The 14,958-nt window shown below is 62.1% G+C and carries 13 protein-coding genes and 1 pseudogene; 8 read left to right on the top strand and 6 right to left on the bottom strand.

The genetic code is table 11. The annotated features are described in order from the left end of the window. Positions 1-265: 265 nt before the first annotated feature. Entirely contained in the window at positions 266-1,495 is a 1,230-nt protein-coding gene (locus tag OSW16_RS14570; protein ID WP_267816201.1) for a pyridoxal phosphate-dependent aminotransferase, read from the top strand. Here OSW16_RS14570 and OSW16_RS14565 read toward each other — a convergent pair. Next, positions 1,421-2,068 (bottom strand): DUF1345 domain-containing protein, encoded by a 648-nt coding sequence (locus tag OSW16_RS14565; RefSeq protein WP_267816199.1) that lies wholly within the window; start codon positions 2,066-2,068, stop codon positions 1,421-1,423. The two genes, OSW16_RS14570 and OSW16_RS14565, sit on opposite strands and share 75 nt — an antisense overlap. Before the next feature lie 161 nt (positions 2,069-2,229). Between OSW16_RS14565 and OSW16_RS14560 the strand changes: the two genes are divergently transcribed. Then, a complete protein-coding gene (locus OSW16_RS14560) occupies positions 2,230-3,144 on the top strand; it encodes a site-specific integrase (RefSeq protein ID WP_267816197.1) in 915 nt (304 codons plus the stop codon). A 94-nt stretch (positions 3,145-3,238) separates the two neighbouring features. On the opposite strand, the gene OSW16_RS14555 is transcribed toward OSW16_RS14560, so the two are convergent. Both OSW16_RS14555 and gspG read right to left on the bottom strand, forming a co-directional pair. Continuing rightward, positions 3,239-4,429 (bottom strand): type II secretion system F family protein, encoded by a 1,191-nt coding sequence (locus OSW16_RS14555; protein ID WP_267816195.1) that lies wholly within the window; start codon positions 4,427-4,429, stop codon positions 3,239-3,241. Positions 4,430-4,440: 11 nt separating this feature from the next. Further along, positions 4,441-4,866 (bottom strand): type II secretion system major pseudopilin GspG, encoded by a 426-nt coding sequence (gene gspG / locus OSW16_RS14550; protein WP_267816193.1) that lies wholly within the window; start codon positions 4,864-4,866, stop codon positions 4,441-4,443. 191 nt (positions 4,867-5,057) lie between these two features. Here gspG and OSW16_RS14545 point away from each other — a divergent pair, with 191 nt between their 5' ends. From OSW16_RS14545 to OSW16_RS14530, 4 genes are all read left to right on the top strand, one after another. After that, entirely contained in the window at positions 5,058-5,651 is a 594-nt protein-coding gene (locus OSW16_RS14545; RefSeq protein ID WP_241803552.1) for a lytic transglycosylase domain-containing protein, read from the top strand. A 109-nt stretch (positions 5,652-5,760) separates the two neighbouring features. After that, positions 5,761-7,218, top strand: a complete 1,458-nt coding sequence (locus OSW16_RS14540) for an ATP-binding protein (protein ID WP_267816191.1) — start codon at positions 5,761-5,763, stop codon at positions 7,216-7,218. A gap of 293 nt (positions 7,219-7,511) precedes the next feature. Next, positions 7,512-9,008 carry a sensor histidine kinase gene (locus tag OSW16_RS14535; protein ID WP_267816189.1) on the top strand — a complete coding sequence of 499 codons (1,497 nt, stop codon included), beginning with the start codon at positions 7,512-7,514 and terminating at the stop codon, positions 9,006-9,008. Beyond that, positions 8,977-10,401, top strand: a complete 1,425-nt coding sequence (locus OSW16_RS14530) for a sigma-54-dependent transcriptional regulator (RefSeq protein WP_267816186.1) — start codon at positions 8,977-8,979, stop codon at positions 10,399-10,401. Before OSW16_RS14535 ends, OSW16_RS14530 begins: the two co-directional genes overlap by 32 nt. 74 nt (positions 10,402-10,475) lie before the next feature. On the opposite strand, the gene OSW16_RS14525 is transcribed toward OSW16_RS14530, so the two are convergent. The 3 genes from OSW16_RS14525 to OSW16_RS14515 form a co-directional block, all read right to left on the bottom strand. Further along, complete coding sequence (locus tag OSW16_RS14525; RefSeq protein ID WP_267816184.1) at positions 10,476-10,778, bottom strand: hypothetical protein; 303 nt, start codon at positions 10,776-10,778, stop codon at positions 10,476-10,478. An 84-nt stretch (positions 10,779-10,862) separates the two neighbouring features. Beyond that, on the bottom strand, positions 10,863-12,215 hold the full coding sequence (locus OSW16_RS14520) for a GntP family permease (RefSeq protein WP_241803547.1): 1,353 nt from the start codon (positions 12,213-12,215) through the stop codon (positions 10,863-10,865). Positions 12,216-12,328: 113 nt separating this feature from the next. Continuing rightward, the gene (locus tag OSW16_RS14515) at positions 12,329-12,868 is read right to left on the bottom strand and encodes a gluconokinase (RefSeq protein WP_267816181.1); all 540 of its coding nucleotides are present in this window, start codon (positions 12,866-12,868) and stop codon (positions 12,329-12,331) included. A gap of 207 nt (positions 12,869-13,075) precedes the next feature. Between OSW16_RS14515 and OSW16_RS14510 the strand changes: the two genes are divergently transcribed. Beyond that, positions 13,076-14,095, top strand: coding sequence for a LacI family DNA-binding transcriptional regulator (locus OSW16_RS14510; protein WP_267816179.1), 1,020 nt, complete (start codon positions 13,076-13,078; stop codon positions 14,093-14,095). A gap of 125 nt (positions 14,096-14,220) precedes the next feature. Then, a pseudogene (locus OSW16_RS27125) lies at positions 14,221-14,955 on the top strand (PAS domain-containing protein); the annotation flags it as partial. Between the last annotated feature and the right edge of the window lie 3 nt (positions 14,956-14,958).

Raw genomic sequence — 14,958 nt, 5'->3', positions numbered from 1 at the left:
GGTGATCGGGGAGCCGCGCGCGGCCGCCGGGAAACTAAAGATAGCACCCCACGGCCCGCTGTTCTGCCGAAAGTACGCCAAATGCACTGACCCTTGACCCTCGTCACAAACAGCGGGTGTTCGCCGTTTGGCAGCAAATGGCCAGGCAAACGTTTTCGTTGGCAGGCGGTGCCAGAGGTGGCGAAGGGTTCTGCTACTTTTAACTCCATTCGGCACACTTCGTTTTCGGACGAGCGGTGCGAGCTGGGCAGACAAGGAGACAGTCATGCGCTATTCCAGGCTCACTCAACGCATCGCCGGTGAAACCGCTGCTGCCTGGGACATCCACTATCAGGCACAGGCCCTGCGTCGCGAAGGGCGCGAGATTTTCCTGCTGTCGGTGGGCGATCCTGACTTCGACACGCCGAAGGCCATCGTGGACGCTGCGGTCAGCAGCTTGCGCCGCGGCGACACTCACTACAGCGATGTGCGTGGCAGCCTGGCCCTGCGCCAGGCGATTGCACGCCGCACCGGCCCTGAGGTCAGTGTCGAGCAAGTGATGGTGCTCGCTGGCGCGCAATGTGCCCTGTATGCCGTCTGCCAATGCCTGTTCGGGCCGGGGGATGAGGTGATCGTCGCTGAGCCCATGTATGTTACCTACCACGGTGTATTTGGCGCTTGCGGGGCGCGGCCGGTGCAGGTGGCCGTAAGCCCGGAGCAGGGCTTTCGGCTCGACCCGCGCGCCGTGGCGCAAGCGATAACCCCGCGTACCCGCGGGCTGCTGCTGAACACGCCGCACAACCCCACCGGCTGCGCCATCTCCCCGCAGGACATGCTGCAGCTTGCGCAGCTGTGTCGCGACCATGATCTGTGGCTGGTGTGCGATCAGGTCTACAGTGGCCTGCTGTACGACGGCGAAGCGGTTGCCCCTGCGCAACTGCCCGGCATGCGCGAGCGCTGCGTGATCATTGACAGCGTGTCCAAGTCGCACGCGATGAGCGGCTGGCGCGTGGGGTGGGTGGTCGGCCCCCCGGCGCTGACCACCCACCTGACCAACCTGGCCATGGCCATGTTGTTTGGCTTGCCAGAGTTTGTCATGCAGGGGGCTTGCGTGGCGTTGGAGCATGACTTGCTCGCGGTACAACAGATGCGCAAGGCCTACCGCGAGCGGCGCGACCTGGTGTGCAAGGCCTTGGCCGATTGCCCTGGGGTACGTGCCCACCGGCCGGCGGGGGGCATGTTCGTGATGCTTGATATCCGCGAAACCGGGCTGAGTGCCCAGGCCTTCGCCCAGCGGCTTTTGATAGAGGAGGGCGTTTCACTGCTGCCGGGCGATGCTTTCGGGCCCAGCGCGGCGGGGCATGTGCGCATGGGGCTGGTGCTGGCGGCCGAGCAACTGCAAATGGTGTGTGGCCGGATCGGCGCTTGCGCCCGGCGCATACTAGCCGAGCAGGCCGGCAGCGATATTGATGGTAAAGCCGAGGATTGCCGTGTTGAACACGAAGCCTACCAGTGAATGTGCCAGCACCACCCTGCGCATACCCCGGCTGGCTACGCCGATGTCGGAGGTTTGTACGGCGACGCTGATGGTGAACGAGAAGTAGTGGAAGTCCCAGTAGTCGGGGTTGCGTTCACCGTCGGCGAAACGCAACGCGGGTGCCTGCGGCGCGCTGTTGTAGAACAGCCGGGCATAGTGCAGCGTGAAGATACACCCGATGAGCAGCCAGGAGCCCGCCACGGTCAAACCGGTGTAGAGGTAGTGCAGGGCTTGCTCACTGCCCTGCAGACCGCGGCTTGAGACCAGTTGCAGGGTGACCGCCGCCAGGCTGGCGATGGCGGCAATGCACACGGTGAACAGCACCACCCCGGCGTTTTCGTCCTCGACCTGAGCCACCTCGCGAACCTTCTCGGGCGTGGCTCGCCAGGTCAGCCAAAGCACCAGCAGCAAGTAAAGCCAGACCCCCAGGTTCCAGCCAGCGAGGATGCGTTGCACGATGTCGCTGGCAGGAATCAGCCACGCACCAAGGATGCCGATCAGCGCAGCGAAGCTCAGGCGGGGGTGGGTACGGGTCAGTCGGTGCAGTGCCATGGTGCCTCATCGACAGGGAGTCATGGCTACCACGATAGTCCATGGGATACCATTTCAGCTCATGCCAGTGTCCAAGCCCCTGAACTTCAAGGAAATGACGCAGGCCGCTTTACGCCTGGAGCGCTCGATGGCGCTCCGGGCTTCGCTACAGGATTCAAGTTTTGTCCGACCTCTCGCAAAATCCACTCTTGCAGTACCTGGCCCGGTTGGCGCCTTCCAGCCAGCAAACCATGCGCTACATCCTACAGGACGCTGCTGACCGGCTGGGCTTCGCTGACTGCAACCTCGTCGATATTCCCTGGCACAAGCTTGAGCCAGGGCACGTGATCGGCCTGGTCGCAGCGCTGCGCACCGATGGCTATGCGCCCAACAGTTCGTCGCTTTATGTCAATGCAATACGTGGCGTGATGAATGAAGCCTGGCGCCAGGGCCTGATCGATCATGAGCAGTTGCTGCGCATCCGTGAGGTCAAGCCGGCCACCGGTAGCCGCCTGCCGCCGGGGCGCAACCTTCGCCGTAGCCTGATCCGCGAGCTGATGGAGGTGTGCGACGCCGACCCGCGCCCGCAGGGCGTTCGTGATGCGGCGATCATTGCACTGCTGTATGGCACCGGCATGCGCAAGTCGGAGTCGGTGGACATCGACCTGGAACAGGTGGACTTCGAGGCACGCAGCCTGCAGGTGTTGGGCAAAGGCAACCGCCAACTGATCAAGTATGCGCCGCCCTGGGCTTTCGCAAAATTGCAGGCTTGGCTTGAACTGCGCCGGCAGTCGCTGCCAGAGGGCGCGTCGGACGATCCCTTCCTGTTCAATCGCATCCGCCGTGGCAACCACATTACCCGCGCGCGCATCACCAAGCATGCGATCTACTACATTGCCCGTCAGCGCGGGGCGCAGGTGGGGGTGAAGATCATGCCGCATGATTTTCGCCGGGCGTTCATCACCCGGGTGATCGAAGAACACGACCTGTCGATTGCGCAGAAGCTGGCGCATCACGCCAACATCCAGACCACTGCCAGCTATGACCGGCGCGATGACAACGAGCGGCGGCGGGCGGTGGACCGGTTCGACTATTGAGCGCCCGGGCCACCCCTCAGGCCCGCACCGTGCCAGAGGGCACCGGCCTTGCCCTGGTGCGTCGGCAAGCCGGTGTCGTGGCAGGCGGTGCCGGCTAGTGGATGCTCGACGCCAGCTCGAAGATTGGCATGTACATCAGAATAACGATCACCCCGATAAGCAACCCGATGAAGGTCATCAGCAGCGGTTCGAACAGCTTCACGAACCACTCCACCCAGCGGCCTATCTCCTGGTCATGGAAATCTGCGCAGCGTTCAAGCATCTCGCCCAGATTGCCGGATTGCTCGCCCGCTCGCAGCAGGCGTAGTGACACAGGCGTGACCAACTGCCCGGCTTCCAGCGCTTGCGACAACGGCAGCCCTTCACCCACCCCGCAGCAGGCCCGCTCCAAACCTTGCGCTGCAGCGCTGCCCAACAGCCCACGGGCCATGCCCATGGCCGTCAGGATGGGTATGCCGCCTTGCAGCAGAATGCCCAGCGAGCGATAGAAGCGCGCCAATTCATACATCATCAGGCGCTGATGCAGGGCTGGCATTCGCCGAACCTGGCGTGACGTCCAACGCCGCAGCAGGGGGTTATTGCGCAGCAGCACCAGCGCGCCGATGCCACTTGCTGTGGCCAGGGCCAGGGGCAGCTGCTGAGCATGCAGGAACAGGCCGATCTGCATCAGCATGCGCGAGAGCCAGGGCAGTTCGCTGCCCATGCCCTCGAACACCAGGCTGAAGCGTGGCACCACGTAGCCGAGCAGGAACAGCACCACGCCACCGCCCACCAGCAGCAGCAGCAGCGGGTAGACCGAAGCCCCAACCAGTTTTTGCCGGACCAGATCCAGGCGCTGTCGGTATCCGATATAACGGTGCAGGGCGTCACCCAGCGCCCCGGTGCGCTCGCTGGACTGGACCAACGCCACGTACAACGGCGGGAATACCCGCGGCTGCTGGCCCAGGGCCTGGGACAGCGAGCGGCCTTCGTACAGCTGGCCAACCAGCGCCGCCAGCACTTTACGGCTTGCCGCGGTGGGGGCTTTTTCCGCAAGGCTTTCCAGGGCATCGATCAAGGGCAGGCCGGCATGTAGCAGCGTGGTCAGCTCCTGACTGAAGAGTAACAGGTCGAATGCGGCCTGGCGGCGCCATGGCAGGTGCCCCAGCACGCTACCCTGGCTGCGCACGCTGACCACACGCAGCCCCTGGTCTTGCACCTTGCGCCGAGCCTGTTCGGCATCCTCGGCATCGATGTTCAATTGAACCACGCCCTCTCTACCCAGGGCCTTCAGGCTATAGCGCATGGCCTTGCTCCTCATTGCCAACTGGTAATTTCGGCGTTTTCACCGTCGCCACCGGGCTGGCCATCCTTGCCCATGGACAGCAAGTCGTACTCGCCGCCGTTTTCGCCTGGCTGGCGGTAGATGTAGGCACGGCCCCACGGGTCCTGTGGAATCGCTTTCTGCAGGTAAGGGCCTGACCAGCGGGCCTCGCCACTGGGGGCGGCAACCAGCGCCTGCAGGCCTTGCTCACTGTTGGGGTAGTGGCCGACTTCCAGGCGATACAGGTCCAGGGCCTTGCCCAGCCCTTCGATCTGCGCCCGTGCCACCTTGGCCTCGGAACGGCCCAACTGGCTGAAGTATTTGGGCGCGACGATACCGGCCAACAAGCCCAGCACCACCAGCACTACCAGCAGTTCGAGCAGGGTGAAGCCACATTGGCGTTTGGGTTTGCGCTGCATGGTGAAGCCCTCCTGCATGGGGACATGCCCTTTCGGGTTTTCATGCGCCATGCAACAGCCGTGCACGTCTGCCTCGGGGCCTTGCGCCATGCGCCATGGCAAGCGGCACATTGCTTGCGTCGTAGCAGAAAAGCCCGGGTTTTCCGGGGTATTTCCCCCATATCGGGGGGCACGGCGGGGAGGCGACCGACATGCGTGGGATTATCCTGGGATTGATCTGGCTGGCAGGGGCCAGCGCACAGGCTGATGTGTACATTGCCATCGATGGCAAGGGCGGTTACGTGCTGACCAACGTCCACCGGCCCGGGCGCAACTATGAACGGGTGATTCGCGAACCCGTTGCTCAGGCTGGCCCGGCCAATGCGCAATTGATCACCGGGCGCCCCTACGCTGACTTGGTGGCGGCGGCGGCGCGCATGCACAACGTTCCACAGGCACTGCTGCATGCGTTGATCAAGGCAGAATCAGGGTACAACCCGAAGGCCCGCTCGGCGGCCGGGGCAGTAGGGCTCATGCAGTTGATGCCGGGTACGGCGAAGGAAATGGGGGTCGAGGATGTGCTTGACCCGGAGGACAACGTGCAGGGTGGGGCCCGCTACCTCAAACGCATGCTGAACCTGTTCGACAACGACATCACCCTGGCCGTCGCCGCCTACAATGCTGGCCCGGATGCTGTGCGCCGACGTGGAGCGGTGCCGCCCTTCGCCGAAACCCGGCGGTATGTGCCCAATGTGCTGCGCGAATACCGCAAGTTACAGGGGCTGGCAGTGGACTCGCCGTTGTGATGGGCACCTGCTGGCAGGCAGCCTTGCATCGGCCTTGCGCAAATCAATGTCATGGATTCCCCAACTCTGGGCTATAACCTTTCAAAGGTGCTCAGCAGTGGTAGCCGCCATGGACATCGCCTCCCGTTCCGACCCACTCGAGTCACCCGCCAGCCCTGACGCCGGCACACCGCGCAAGCCGTTCAACCTTTTGCGTTGGTACGCCTGGGTCAGCTTGGCCATCATCCTCTCCGTGGCCGCAGGCCTGGGGTTGATCTCCAGCCGTTTCATCATCCACGAAAGCGTCGAGCGTGACGCGCTGCTCACCGCACAGTTCATTACTTCGATCGCTGACGCTGAAGTGCGACATGTGGCGATCCCCAATGTGCGCACCATGGGTGAGCTGCTGGACCCGCGTACAGACCTGGATCCTTTGCCAGGCGTAGACCCCGTGGCGCGGCGTAAGGCCCGCGGCGAATTCCTCGACCACATCGCGCACTTGCCAGACATGCTGCTGGCCAACATCTACGCCCCGGACCGCACCGTGATCTGGTCGAGCAATCCGGCGCTGACCGGCAAGCTGATTCAGGGCGATGACGACCTGGATCGGGCGTTCGAGCACAAAATGCGGGTTTCGGCCAGTTACCACGGCTTCGAAGAGGCCCGCTCCGAACAGAAGTTCGTCACCCCGCCTGAGCAGTTGTTCATCGAGAACTACATTCCACTGTTCGATGCAGAAGGCGAGCACGTGGTGGCGATGGTGGAGATATACAAGGAACCCCATGACCTGATCGTGCGCATCGAACATGGCCTTGTGCTCATCTGGCTGGCCATCACCGTGGGCGCCGGGGTGGTCTACATCGGCCTGTACGGCATCATGCGCCGCGCCGCCCGGTTGATGGCGGTACAGCAGAAACGGCTGATTAGCAATGAAACCTACGTTGCGCTTGGCGAGGTGTCCTCGGCCGTGGCCCACAGCCTTCGTAACCCGCTGGCCAGTATCCGCTCCAGCGCCGAGCTGGCTCAGGTGTTCGACGAGGGGCCGGCGCAGCGCAACATCAACGAGATCATCAGCCAGGTCGACCGCATGTCCCAGTGGATCCGCCAGTTGCTGCAGTCGCTGCGACCGCTGGATGACAAGACCATACCGGTGGACCTGCCTGCAGTTCTGCAAGACAGCTTGCAAACCTTCGCCCTGCCGCTGGCACGCAGTGGTGTGACCCTGGACTTGAAGCCGCTTCCGGCAGTACAGGTGCTGGGGCAGCCGGAATTGCTCGGGCAGATTTTCAACAGCCTGATCGCCAACGCTCTGGAGTCGATGGAGCAGGGCGGACAGCTGCGTGTCGAGGTGGTGAAGCAGGACAGGCGCAGCGTTACCCTGCGCCTGGCCGACACCGGAAAAGGCATGAATGAAAAGCAGCAGCGCATGGCGTTCAAGCCCTTCTTCACAACCAAACAAGGCGGGCTCGGGGTCGGGCTGGTACTGGTCAGACGGATCATGGAGCGGTTCGGTGGGTCGGTTCGGTTGAGTAGCCGCGAAGGCCATGGCACTCAGGTTTCACTTCACTTTCGGCTTGCCAAGACCTAATAAATAACATCAGTAACTAATGTTAAGTTCATGATCTGTAAGCTATTTATGTCTTTTGGGTAAGATCACCCAAAAGTGGGGAATCATTCTAGAAGCCAAATCAAGTACCGTATCTAAGTGCCTGACTATCAAGGGTTTTTATTTATCTTTTGCCTGTGGCTGATTTTTTGCAGGAAGACCTACGCGATAAATGGTGGCTGCTGCAGGTGTGGCGAAGTGATATCAATTAGCTACGCACGGTAGAGATGCTGGTGACAGCCTTCTGAACGGAATCCTTGCTCGGGAACGACGCGATGCAGACGCTGGAAACCGATGTTCCCGACAAACCCGTCGCCCAGCCCGGCAGTGGCCTGGCTGCGCCGCTCCGCGAATTCAACCTGCTGCGCTGGTTTTCCGTGATCAGCCTGCTGATCATCACCTCGGTGGCAGTTGGCCTGGGCTATGTCTCGACCCGCTTCGTGGTCCGCGATAGCGTGGAGCGCGATGCCATGCTCACCGCCCAGTTCATCCAGGCCATGGCCCAGGCCGAAGTGCGCCATTCGCAATTGCCACCCGGCACCACCCTGGGTGAACTGCTCGATCCGCGCCTGGACCACCAGCATCTGCAAGTCAGCCCGCAGCTGGCCATGGCGACCCGGGTCGAGTTTCTCGATCATGTCGAGCACCTTCCGGATACGCTGCTGGCCAATGTCTATGCCCGTGATCGCACCATCGTCTGGTCCACCAACCCTGAACTGGTGGGCAAGCGCATCGAGGCTGATGGCGACCTGGACCACGCCTTCCGCTCGCGCAAGGCGGTCTCTGCCAGCTACCACAAAGTGGAGGATCACCGCGAGGAGCAGAAGTTCGAGCGTGAGCCCAACTACCTGTTCATCGAAAACTACATCCCCTTGTTCGACAGCCAGGGTCAGCAGGTGCTGTCTATGGTCGAGATCTACAAAGAGCCACAGGACCTGATTCGACGTATTCAGCGCGGTTATGTGCTGATCTGGGCCTCGACCCTGGTGGGCGGGGCCTTGATCTACTTTGGCCTGTTCTGGATCGTGCGTCGCGCAGCCTCAATGCTGCATCAGCAACAGGATCGGCTGGTGGCGAGTGAAACCTATGTCGCCCTTGGCGAAATGTCCTCGGCGGTGGCCCACAGCCTGCGCAACCCATTGGCCAATATCCGCTCCAGTGCCGAGCTGGCACAGGAAATCGCCAATCCGCAGGCGCAGCAGAACATCGTCGACATCATCAGCCAGGTGGATCGCATGTCGCGCTGGGTGCGCGAGCTGCTGGTGTCACTGCGCCCGACCAGCGATATGCCCGAGGCCGTGGACCTGGTAGCCGCCATCAAGGATACCCGCCTGGCGTTCGCCCAGCAGATCGAGCGTAACGGCATCCACTTTTCCTTCGACGGGCCCCAGGCACTGTGGGTGGCCAGCCAGCCTCTGCAATTGACGCAGATCCTCAACAGTTTGTTTTCCAATGCCATCGAAGCCATGCCAATGGGCGGCGAGTTGCGGGCCAGCGTCTGCACCCAGGACGGGCGGCGTGCAGCGTTGCTGCTCAGTGACACGGGCAAGGGCATGAGCACGCAGCAGCAACGCATGGTCTTCAAACCGTTTTTCACCACCAAGCAGGGCGGCCTCGGTGTAGGCCTGGCACTGGTTCAGCGCATCATGGAGCGTTTTGGCGGCTCGGTCAGCCTGAGCAGCCGTGAAGAGGAAGGAACCCGCGTCAGCCTCACTTTCAATATCGCAGCGGGAGGGGAACATGGAGCACAGCATCCTGGTAGTCGAGGATGATGAAATCCTTGCCAACAACATTCGCACCTATTTGAACCTGAAGGGCTTCGAGGTGACGGTGTGTAACAGTGCGGAGCTCGCGCTGGAGCAGCTCAAGCGGTTTCAGCCCGACGCGGTACTCACCGACAACTCGCTGCCCGGTATGAATGGGCATGACCTGCTGCGCACGTTGGTGGCGCAGATGCCGGAACTCAAGGTCATCATGATGACGGGCTACGGTAACGTCGAGGACGCCGTGCAGGCGATGAAAGAGGGGGCGTTCCATTACCTGACCAAGCCTGTGGTGCTCGCCGAGCTCAAGCTGACGCTGGAAAAGGCCTTGGCCACCGAGCGCATGGAGCGCACGCTGTCGTTCTACCAGGAGCGCGAGGCGCAGAAGTCCGGGCTGCAGGCGCTGATTGGTGACTCGCCGGTGATGCTCACCCTCAAGCACACGCTGCGCCAGGTGCTCGATGCGGAACGGCGCATGGCTAATGACGACCTGCCGCCGGTGCTGGTCGAAGGCGAGACCGGTACCGGTAAGGAACTGGTTGCGCGTGCCCTGCATTTCGATGGCTCACGCAGCAAGGGGCCGTTCATCGAATTCAACTGTGCCTCGATCCCGGCCAACCTGCTTGAGGCGGAGTTGTTCGGTCATGAGAAGGGCGCCTTCACTGACGCCAAGGAACGTCGTGTAGGGCTGGTGGAGGCCGCAGATGGCGGCACGCTGTTTCTCGATGAGATCGGCGAGATGGACCTGGTGCTACAGGCCAAGCTGCTGAAACTGCTGGAGGATCGCAGCATTCGCCGCATAGGTGCGGTCAAGGAACGCAAGGTTGACCTGCGGGTGATCAGTGCCACCAACTGCAACCTCGAACAGATGGTGCAGCAGGGCAAGTTTCGCCGGGACCTGTTCTTCCGGCTGCGCATCATCGCCCTGAAAGTACCGCGGCTGCACGCGCGGGGGCAGGACATCCTGCTGTTGGCGCGGCATTTCCTCGCCCATCACGGGCGTCGTTACGGCAAACCCAATCTGCGCTTCAGCCCCGAGGCTGAGAATTTGATGCTCAGTTACAGCTGGCCGGGCAACGTGCGCGAGTTGCGCAACATGCTGGAGCAGACGGTGTTGCTGGCACCCAATGAAGTGGTGCAAGCGCACCAGTTGAACCTGTGCCTGAGCTTGGTCGATGAGCCGCTCACACAGCCGACTGCCACCGTATACGAGATGCCGCGCCATGAGCCTGAGCCTGGAACCAGCTTGCCGGACATGGAACGGGATTTGGTGTGCAGGACGCTGGACCGCACCGATTGGAACGTGACCAAATCGGCGCGGTTGCTGGGGCTGTCGCGGGACATGCTGCGTTACAAGATCGAAAAACTGGGGCTGACACGGCCTGAAAAGCGTCAGTGGTAGGGGATTTGGAGCGGCGATCGCGGGTTGCGGATTCCGCCCTCGTCGCGGGAAACCCGCGAAGAGCACGGTACTGATCAGCGCTGACCGCCGTCCGATCCATTGCTACCTTGGCCACCTGTGCCTTCCGACCCACTGCCCTCCATACCAGGCAAATCGCGGTTTTCATTCTGCATGGCAGGCGGGCTTTCAGGGTCGCTGCCCTGTATTCGCGGATCGGTATCGCGCGGCACGGGGTTCTCGATCGGGTTGAGGGTGCTGTCCACGCCCGGCTGGGGTGCCGGGGTGTGCGGATCATCAGGATGGGTCGGCCCGGCGCCGACCGCCAGGGCCAGGGGGGAGGCGAGCAGGGCAGCGAGTAACAGGCTAGTGCGCATCATGGGCAGGCTCCTTTGCGAAGGTAGGGCACGTACTTCTGTTGGGCCCTACACAAAACGCCAAGGTGCCATTGCCCCGATAAGCGGTCACACCACCGTTGAAAGCATCATGATGAAGATGATGCCGACCACCGACAGGATGGTCTCCATCATGCTCCAGGTCTTGAAGGTCTCAGCCACGGTCATGTTGAAGTACTGTTTGACCAGCCAGAAGCCTGCGTCGTTGACATGGGACAGAATGAGCGAACCGGCACCGGTGGCCAGCACCAGCAGTTCACGGTTGACGCCGGGCACCAGGTCGATGACCGGGGCAACGATGCCTGCGCCGGTGATGGTGGCGACCGTCGCCGAACCCGTGGCGATACGGATGACCGCAGCAACCAGCCATGCCAGCATGATCGGGGAAATTTCTGCCTGTACCGCCATCTGGCCGATCACGTTGCCGACACCGGTATCGACCAGCATCTGCTTGAAACCGCCGCCTGCACCGACGATCAGCACGATGGCAGCTGTGGGCGCCAGGCTCTGGTCGAGCATTTTCATGATCTGCTGGCGGTTGAAGCCGCGGGCCGAGCCGAAGGTGTAGAAGGCCAGCAGCAGCGCAGCGAGCAGGGCGGTGATCGGGTGACCGATCAGGTCCATCCACTGGCGCACGATGTGCTCGGCCGGCAGCACGACGTCAGCGAACGTCTTGAGCAGCATCAGCACAACCGGCAGCAGCACGGTGATCAGGGTGACGCTGAAGCTCGGCAGGTTACCCTGGTCCGACTCCTTGGCGATCTGATCCATCAGTTCCTGTGACGGATTGCCGGGGATGTAGCGGGAGATGAAGTTGCCGTACAGCGGGCCCGCGATGATCGCCGTGGGCAGTGCTACCAACAAGCCATAGAAGATGGTCTTGCCGATGTCGGCGTTGAAAATGCCGATCGCCAACAGTGGGCCCGGGTGCGGCGGCACCAGGCCGTGCACCACCGAAAGCCCGGCCAGCAGCGGGATGCCGATCTTGATCAGCGATACGCCGGAGCGCCTGGCAACGATGAACACCAGGGGAATCAGCAGCACGAAGCCGATTTCGAAGAACAGCGGGATGCCGACCAAGAATGCGGCAAACATCATGGCCCAATGCACGTTCTTCTTGCCGAAGGCGCGAATGAGGGTTTGTGCGATCTGGTCGGCGCCACCGGAGTCGGCCATCAGCTTGCCGAGCATGGTGCCCAAGGCGAGGACAATGCCGACAAAGCCCAGTACGCCACCGAATCCATCCTGGAACGACTTCATGACCTTGGCCACCGGCATACCGGAGGTCAGGCCGAGGAAGCCGGCGGCGATGGTCAGGGCGACGAAGGGGTGGACTTTGAAATGGGTGATCAGCAGGATCAGCCCGACGATGGTTACCAGAGCGTCGAGCAGCAGGAAGGTATCTGTAGCCAGTCCGAACATGGTTTTAATGCCTCGGTCTTATCGTTGTTTTTGGCGTTGCTTGAAATTGAACGCTCGACGCTTTCAGGCGTCGGGACAGCGCTGTCTTTGGTGAGCCGGGAAAACCGCCAGGATCAAGCGGTCCGCGCCAGGTCCCGCTCACCGCAGGGCTTTAGCCAAGTGTCTACCGTCTCGGCCAGCGCATCGATTGGCTGCGTGGCATCAAGGGGAAGGGTCAGGGGCTCGCCATGGGGGGGCTCAAGGGCAGCGAACTGGCTATCGATCAAGCTCGCCGGCATGAAATGGCCGGGGCGAGCGAGCACGCGCTTCTCGGCTTCTGCAGGGGTGAGTTCGAGAAACACGAAGACCAGCTCCGGCATGGCCTGGCGCAAGGTGTCGCGGTAACGGCGCTTGAGTGCCGAGCAGGTCAGGATCGGACGTTCGCCCGCCTGGACCGTGGTTTGCAACTCTTGGCCCAGGCGCACCAGCCAACCGGCGCGGTCGTCGTCGTTCAATGGCGTGCCCGCGCTCATCTTGCGGATGTTTTCGGCAGGATGGAACGCGTCGCCTTCGATCAGGCGGCCGCCACTTCTGGCGGCAATGGCAGCGCCGACGCAGCTTTTGCCGCAACCGGCCACGCCCATCACCACGATGGCGGACAGGGGAGAATTCATCAGTACCTCCTGCGGGGTGAGATAGCGCTGTCTCGTCGATGACGAAACACTAGCTCCCCGATGTTGTTGATCTTGTCGTTACGCAGTATGGACGCTTGGCAGAAGGCGTGTAGTGGCCACCACCAAAGATTACGTTGCCTGCGTCCTGAGACAGCGCTACCTTAGTGGCCGTTCCCCTCCCTTGCAAGTAGTAAAATTACAACACTCATGTCGCGATCAGGCTCCCGCACTACCGGTCGACCCACTCTGGCAGAAGTAGCCAGGCTTTCCGGGGTTTCCCCTATCACAGCTTCCCGCGCCTTGCGCGGTGTCAGCACCGTGGCTCCGGCTTTGGTGGAAAAAGTGGTGGCCGCGGCAGCGAGCCTGGGCTACATCGCCAACCCCGCTGCCCGGGCGTTGGCCTCTGCACGCAGCCAGTCGGTGGTCGTGCTCATTCCGTCGCTGTCCAACCAGCTGTTCATCGACACGCTGGAGGCCATTCACGAAGTGATGCGCCCTCGCGGGCTCGAGGTGCTGATCGGCAACTATCACTACGATATCGACGAAGAAGAGAACCTGATTCGCAATTACCTGGCGTACCAGCCATGCGGCATCCTGCTCACCGGTTTCGAGCGTAGCGAGGCTTCCCGGCAGATGTTGGCTGCCAGCGGCGTGCCTTGCGTACACATGATGGAGCTGGGGGGGCCGTCAGGCATGTTGTCGGTAGGGTTCTCGCAGCAACAGGCTGGCCGGGCTGCTGCCAGGCACCTGCTCGAGCGGGGCCGGCGGCGCCTGGCATTCATCGCCGCGCAACTTGACCCACGGGTGATGCAGCGTGCCGAAGGGTTCCGCCAGGCGCTGACTGAAGCGGGCGTGCACGCAACCGAACTGGAGGTGCTGTCGCCGCAGCCTTCCTCCATTGCACTGGGCAGCGAACTGTTCAGCCAGTTGCTGGCGCAGGCACCGGATGTGGATGGCATTTTCTTCTGCAACGACGACCTCGCCCAAGGGGCTGTGCTGCAGGCCTTGCGCCAAGGTATCGACGTTCCAGGGCGCGTGGCGATGGTTGGGTTCAATGACCTGCCGGCCTCGGCGCACATGGTCCCGCGCCTGACCTCCATCCGCACACCGCGGGCCGCCGTTGGTCGGGGCGCGGCACAGGCACTGCTGGCGTTGCTCGATGGCAAGCGGGTAGCTACCGAGCAACAGGACCTGGGGTTTGAACTGATGGTGCGGGAAAGTTCCTGAGCGGACGAGCGCCGGTCGTTCATGGGCTGAACGAATACACTAATCACTAAGTGATAGCAGTCTGCTTGCACGTGTTGGGCGCCGATCTATGCTCAGAAAACCCTGCGCATAAAGGACCCGGCGCCATGTTCGATTTTCATCGCAAGTCAGATCTGCTCGAGATTCAGCGCGCTCGCCAGGCTTGGGCACAAGCCCAGGCCAAACTTGCGGCGATCAGCCGCTCAATGGCGATGATCGAGTTTGGCCCCGATGGCACCATTCTCGATGCCAATGCCCAGTTCTGCCTGGCTATGGGTTACAGCGTCGACGAGTTGCGCGGCAAGCACCACCGCTTGTTCTGCGACCCTGACTACAGCAAAAGTGCCGAATACCAGCAACTGTGGCGCGAGTTGGGTGAGGGCAAGCCCATCAGCGGTACCTTCGAGCGTATCGACAAGGCCGGCCGTGAAGTCTGGCTGGAGGCCAGCTACATGCCGGTGCTCGATGAGCGTCAGCAGGTGGTCAGTGTGATCAAGGTGGCTTCCGATATCAGCCAGCGTATAAAGGATGAACACGAGAGCGAAAGCCTGCTCAAGGCCATCGGTCGGTCCATGGCGGTGGTGGAATTCACGCCGCAGGGCCGGGTGATCAAGGCTAACGAGAATTTCCTGAAGACGATGGGCTACCGCCTGGAAGAGGTGGTGGGGCGCCATCACGGTCTGTTCTGCCTGGCGCATGAACGGGAGTCCTCCGCCTACCGCGACTTCTGGGCGTCGCTGAACCGTGGTGAGTATCACTCCCATCGTTTCGAGCGGGTCGACAAGCAGGGCCAGACGGTGTACCTGGAGGCCTCATACAACCCGATCTTCGACAGCAAAGGGCGG

Source organism: Pseudomonas putida (assembly GCF_026625125.1).
Taxonomy (GTDB): Bacteria; Pseudomonadota; Gammaproteobacteria; order Pseudomonadales; family Pseudomonadaceae; genus Aquipseudomonas; species Aquipseudomonas putida_X.
The sequence above is the reverse complement of the archived record's forward strand: the minus strand, read 5'-3'. Positions and strand labels throughout refer to the sequence as shown.

Coding starts and splice junctions, on each gene's coding strand:
- OSW16_RS14570 (WP_267816201.1), top strand. CDS start 266: ATGCGCTATTCCAGGCTCACTCAACGCATCGCCGGTGAAACCGCTGCT.
- OSW16_RS14565 (WP_267816199.1), bottom strand. CDS start 2,068: ATGGCACTGCACCGACTGACCCGTACCCACCCCCGCCTGAGCTTCGCT.
- OSW16_RS14555 (WP_267816195.1), bottom strand. CDS start 4,429: ATGCGCTATAGCCTGAAGGCCCTGGGTAGAGAGGGCGTGGTTCAATTG.
- gspG (WP_267816193.1), bottom strand. CDS start 4,866: ATGCAGCGCAAACCCAAACGCCAATGTGGCTTCACCCTGCTCGAACTG.
- OSW16_RS14545 (WP_241803552.1), top strand. CDS start 5,058: ATGCGTGGGATTATCCTGGGATTGATCTGGCTGGCAGGGGCCAGCGCA.
- OSW16_RS14540 (WP_267816191.1), top strand. CDS start 5,761: ATGGACATCGCCTCCCGTTCCGACCCACTCGAGTCACCCGCCAGCCCT.
- OSW16_RS14535 (WP_267816189.1), top strand. CDS start 7,512: ATGCAGACGCTGGAAACCGATGTTCCCGACAAACCCGTCGCCCAGCCC.
- OSW16_RS14530 (WP_267816186.1), top strand. CDS start 8,977: ATGGAGCACAGCATCCTGGTAGTCGAGGATGATGAAATCCTTGCCAAC.
- OSW16_RS14525 (WP_267816184.1), bottom strand. CDS start 10,778: ATGATGCGCACTAGCCTGTTACTCGCTGCCCTGCTCGCCTCCCCCCTG.
- OSW16_RS14520 (WP_241803547.1), bottom strand. CDS start 12,215: ATGTTCGGACTGGCTACAGATACCTTCCTGCTGCTCGACGCTCTGGTA.
- OSW16_RS14515 (WP_267816181.1), bottom strand. CDS start 12,868: ATGAATTCTCCCCTGTCCGCCATCGTGGTGATGGGCGTGGCCGGTTGC.
- OSW16_RS14510 (WP_267816179.1), top strand. CDS start 13,076: ATGTCGCGATCAGGCTCCCGCACTACCGGTCGACCCACTCTGGCAGAA.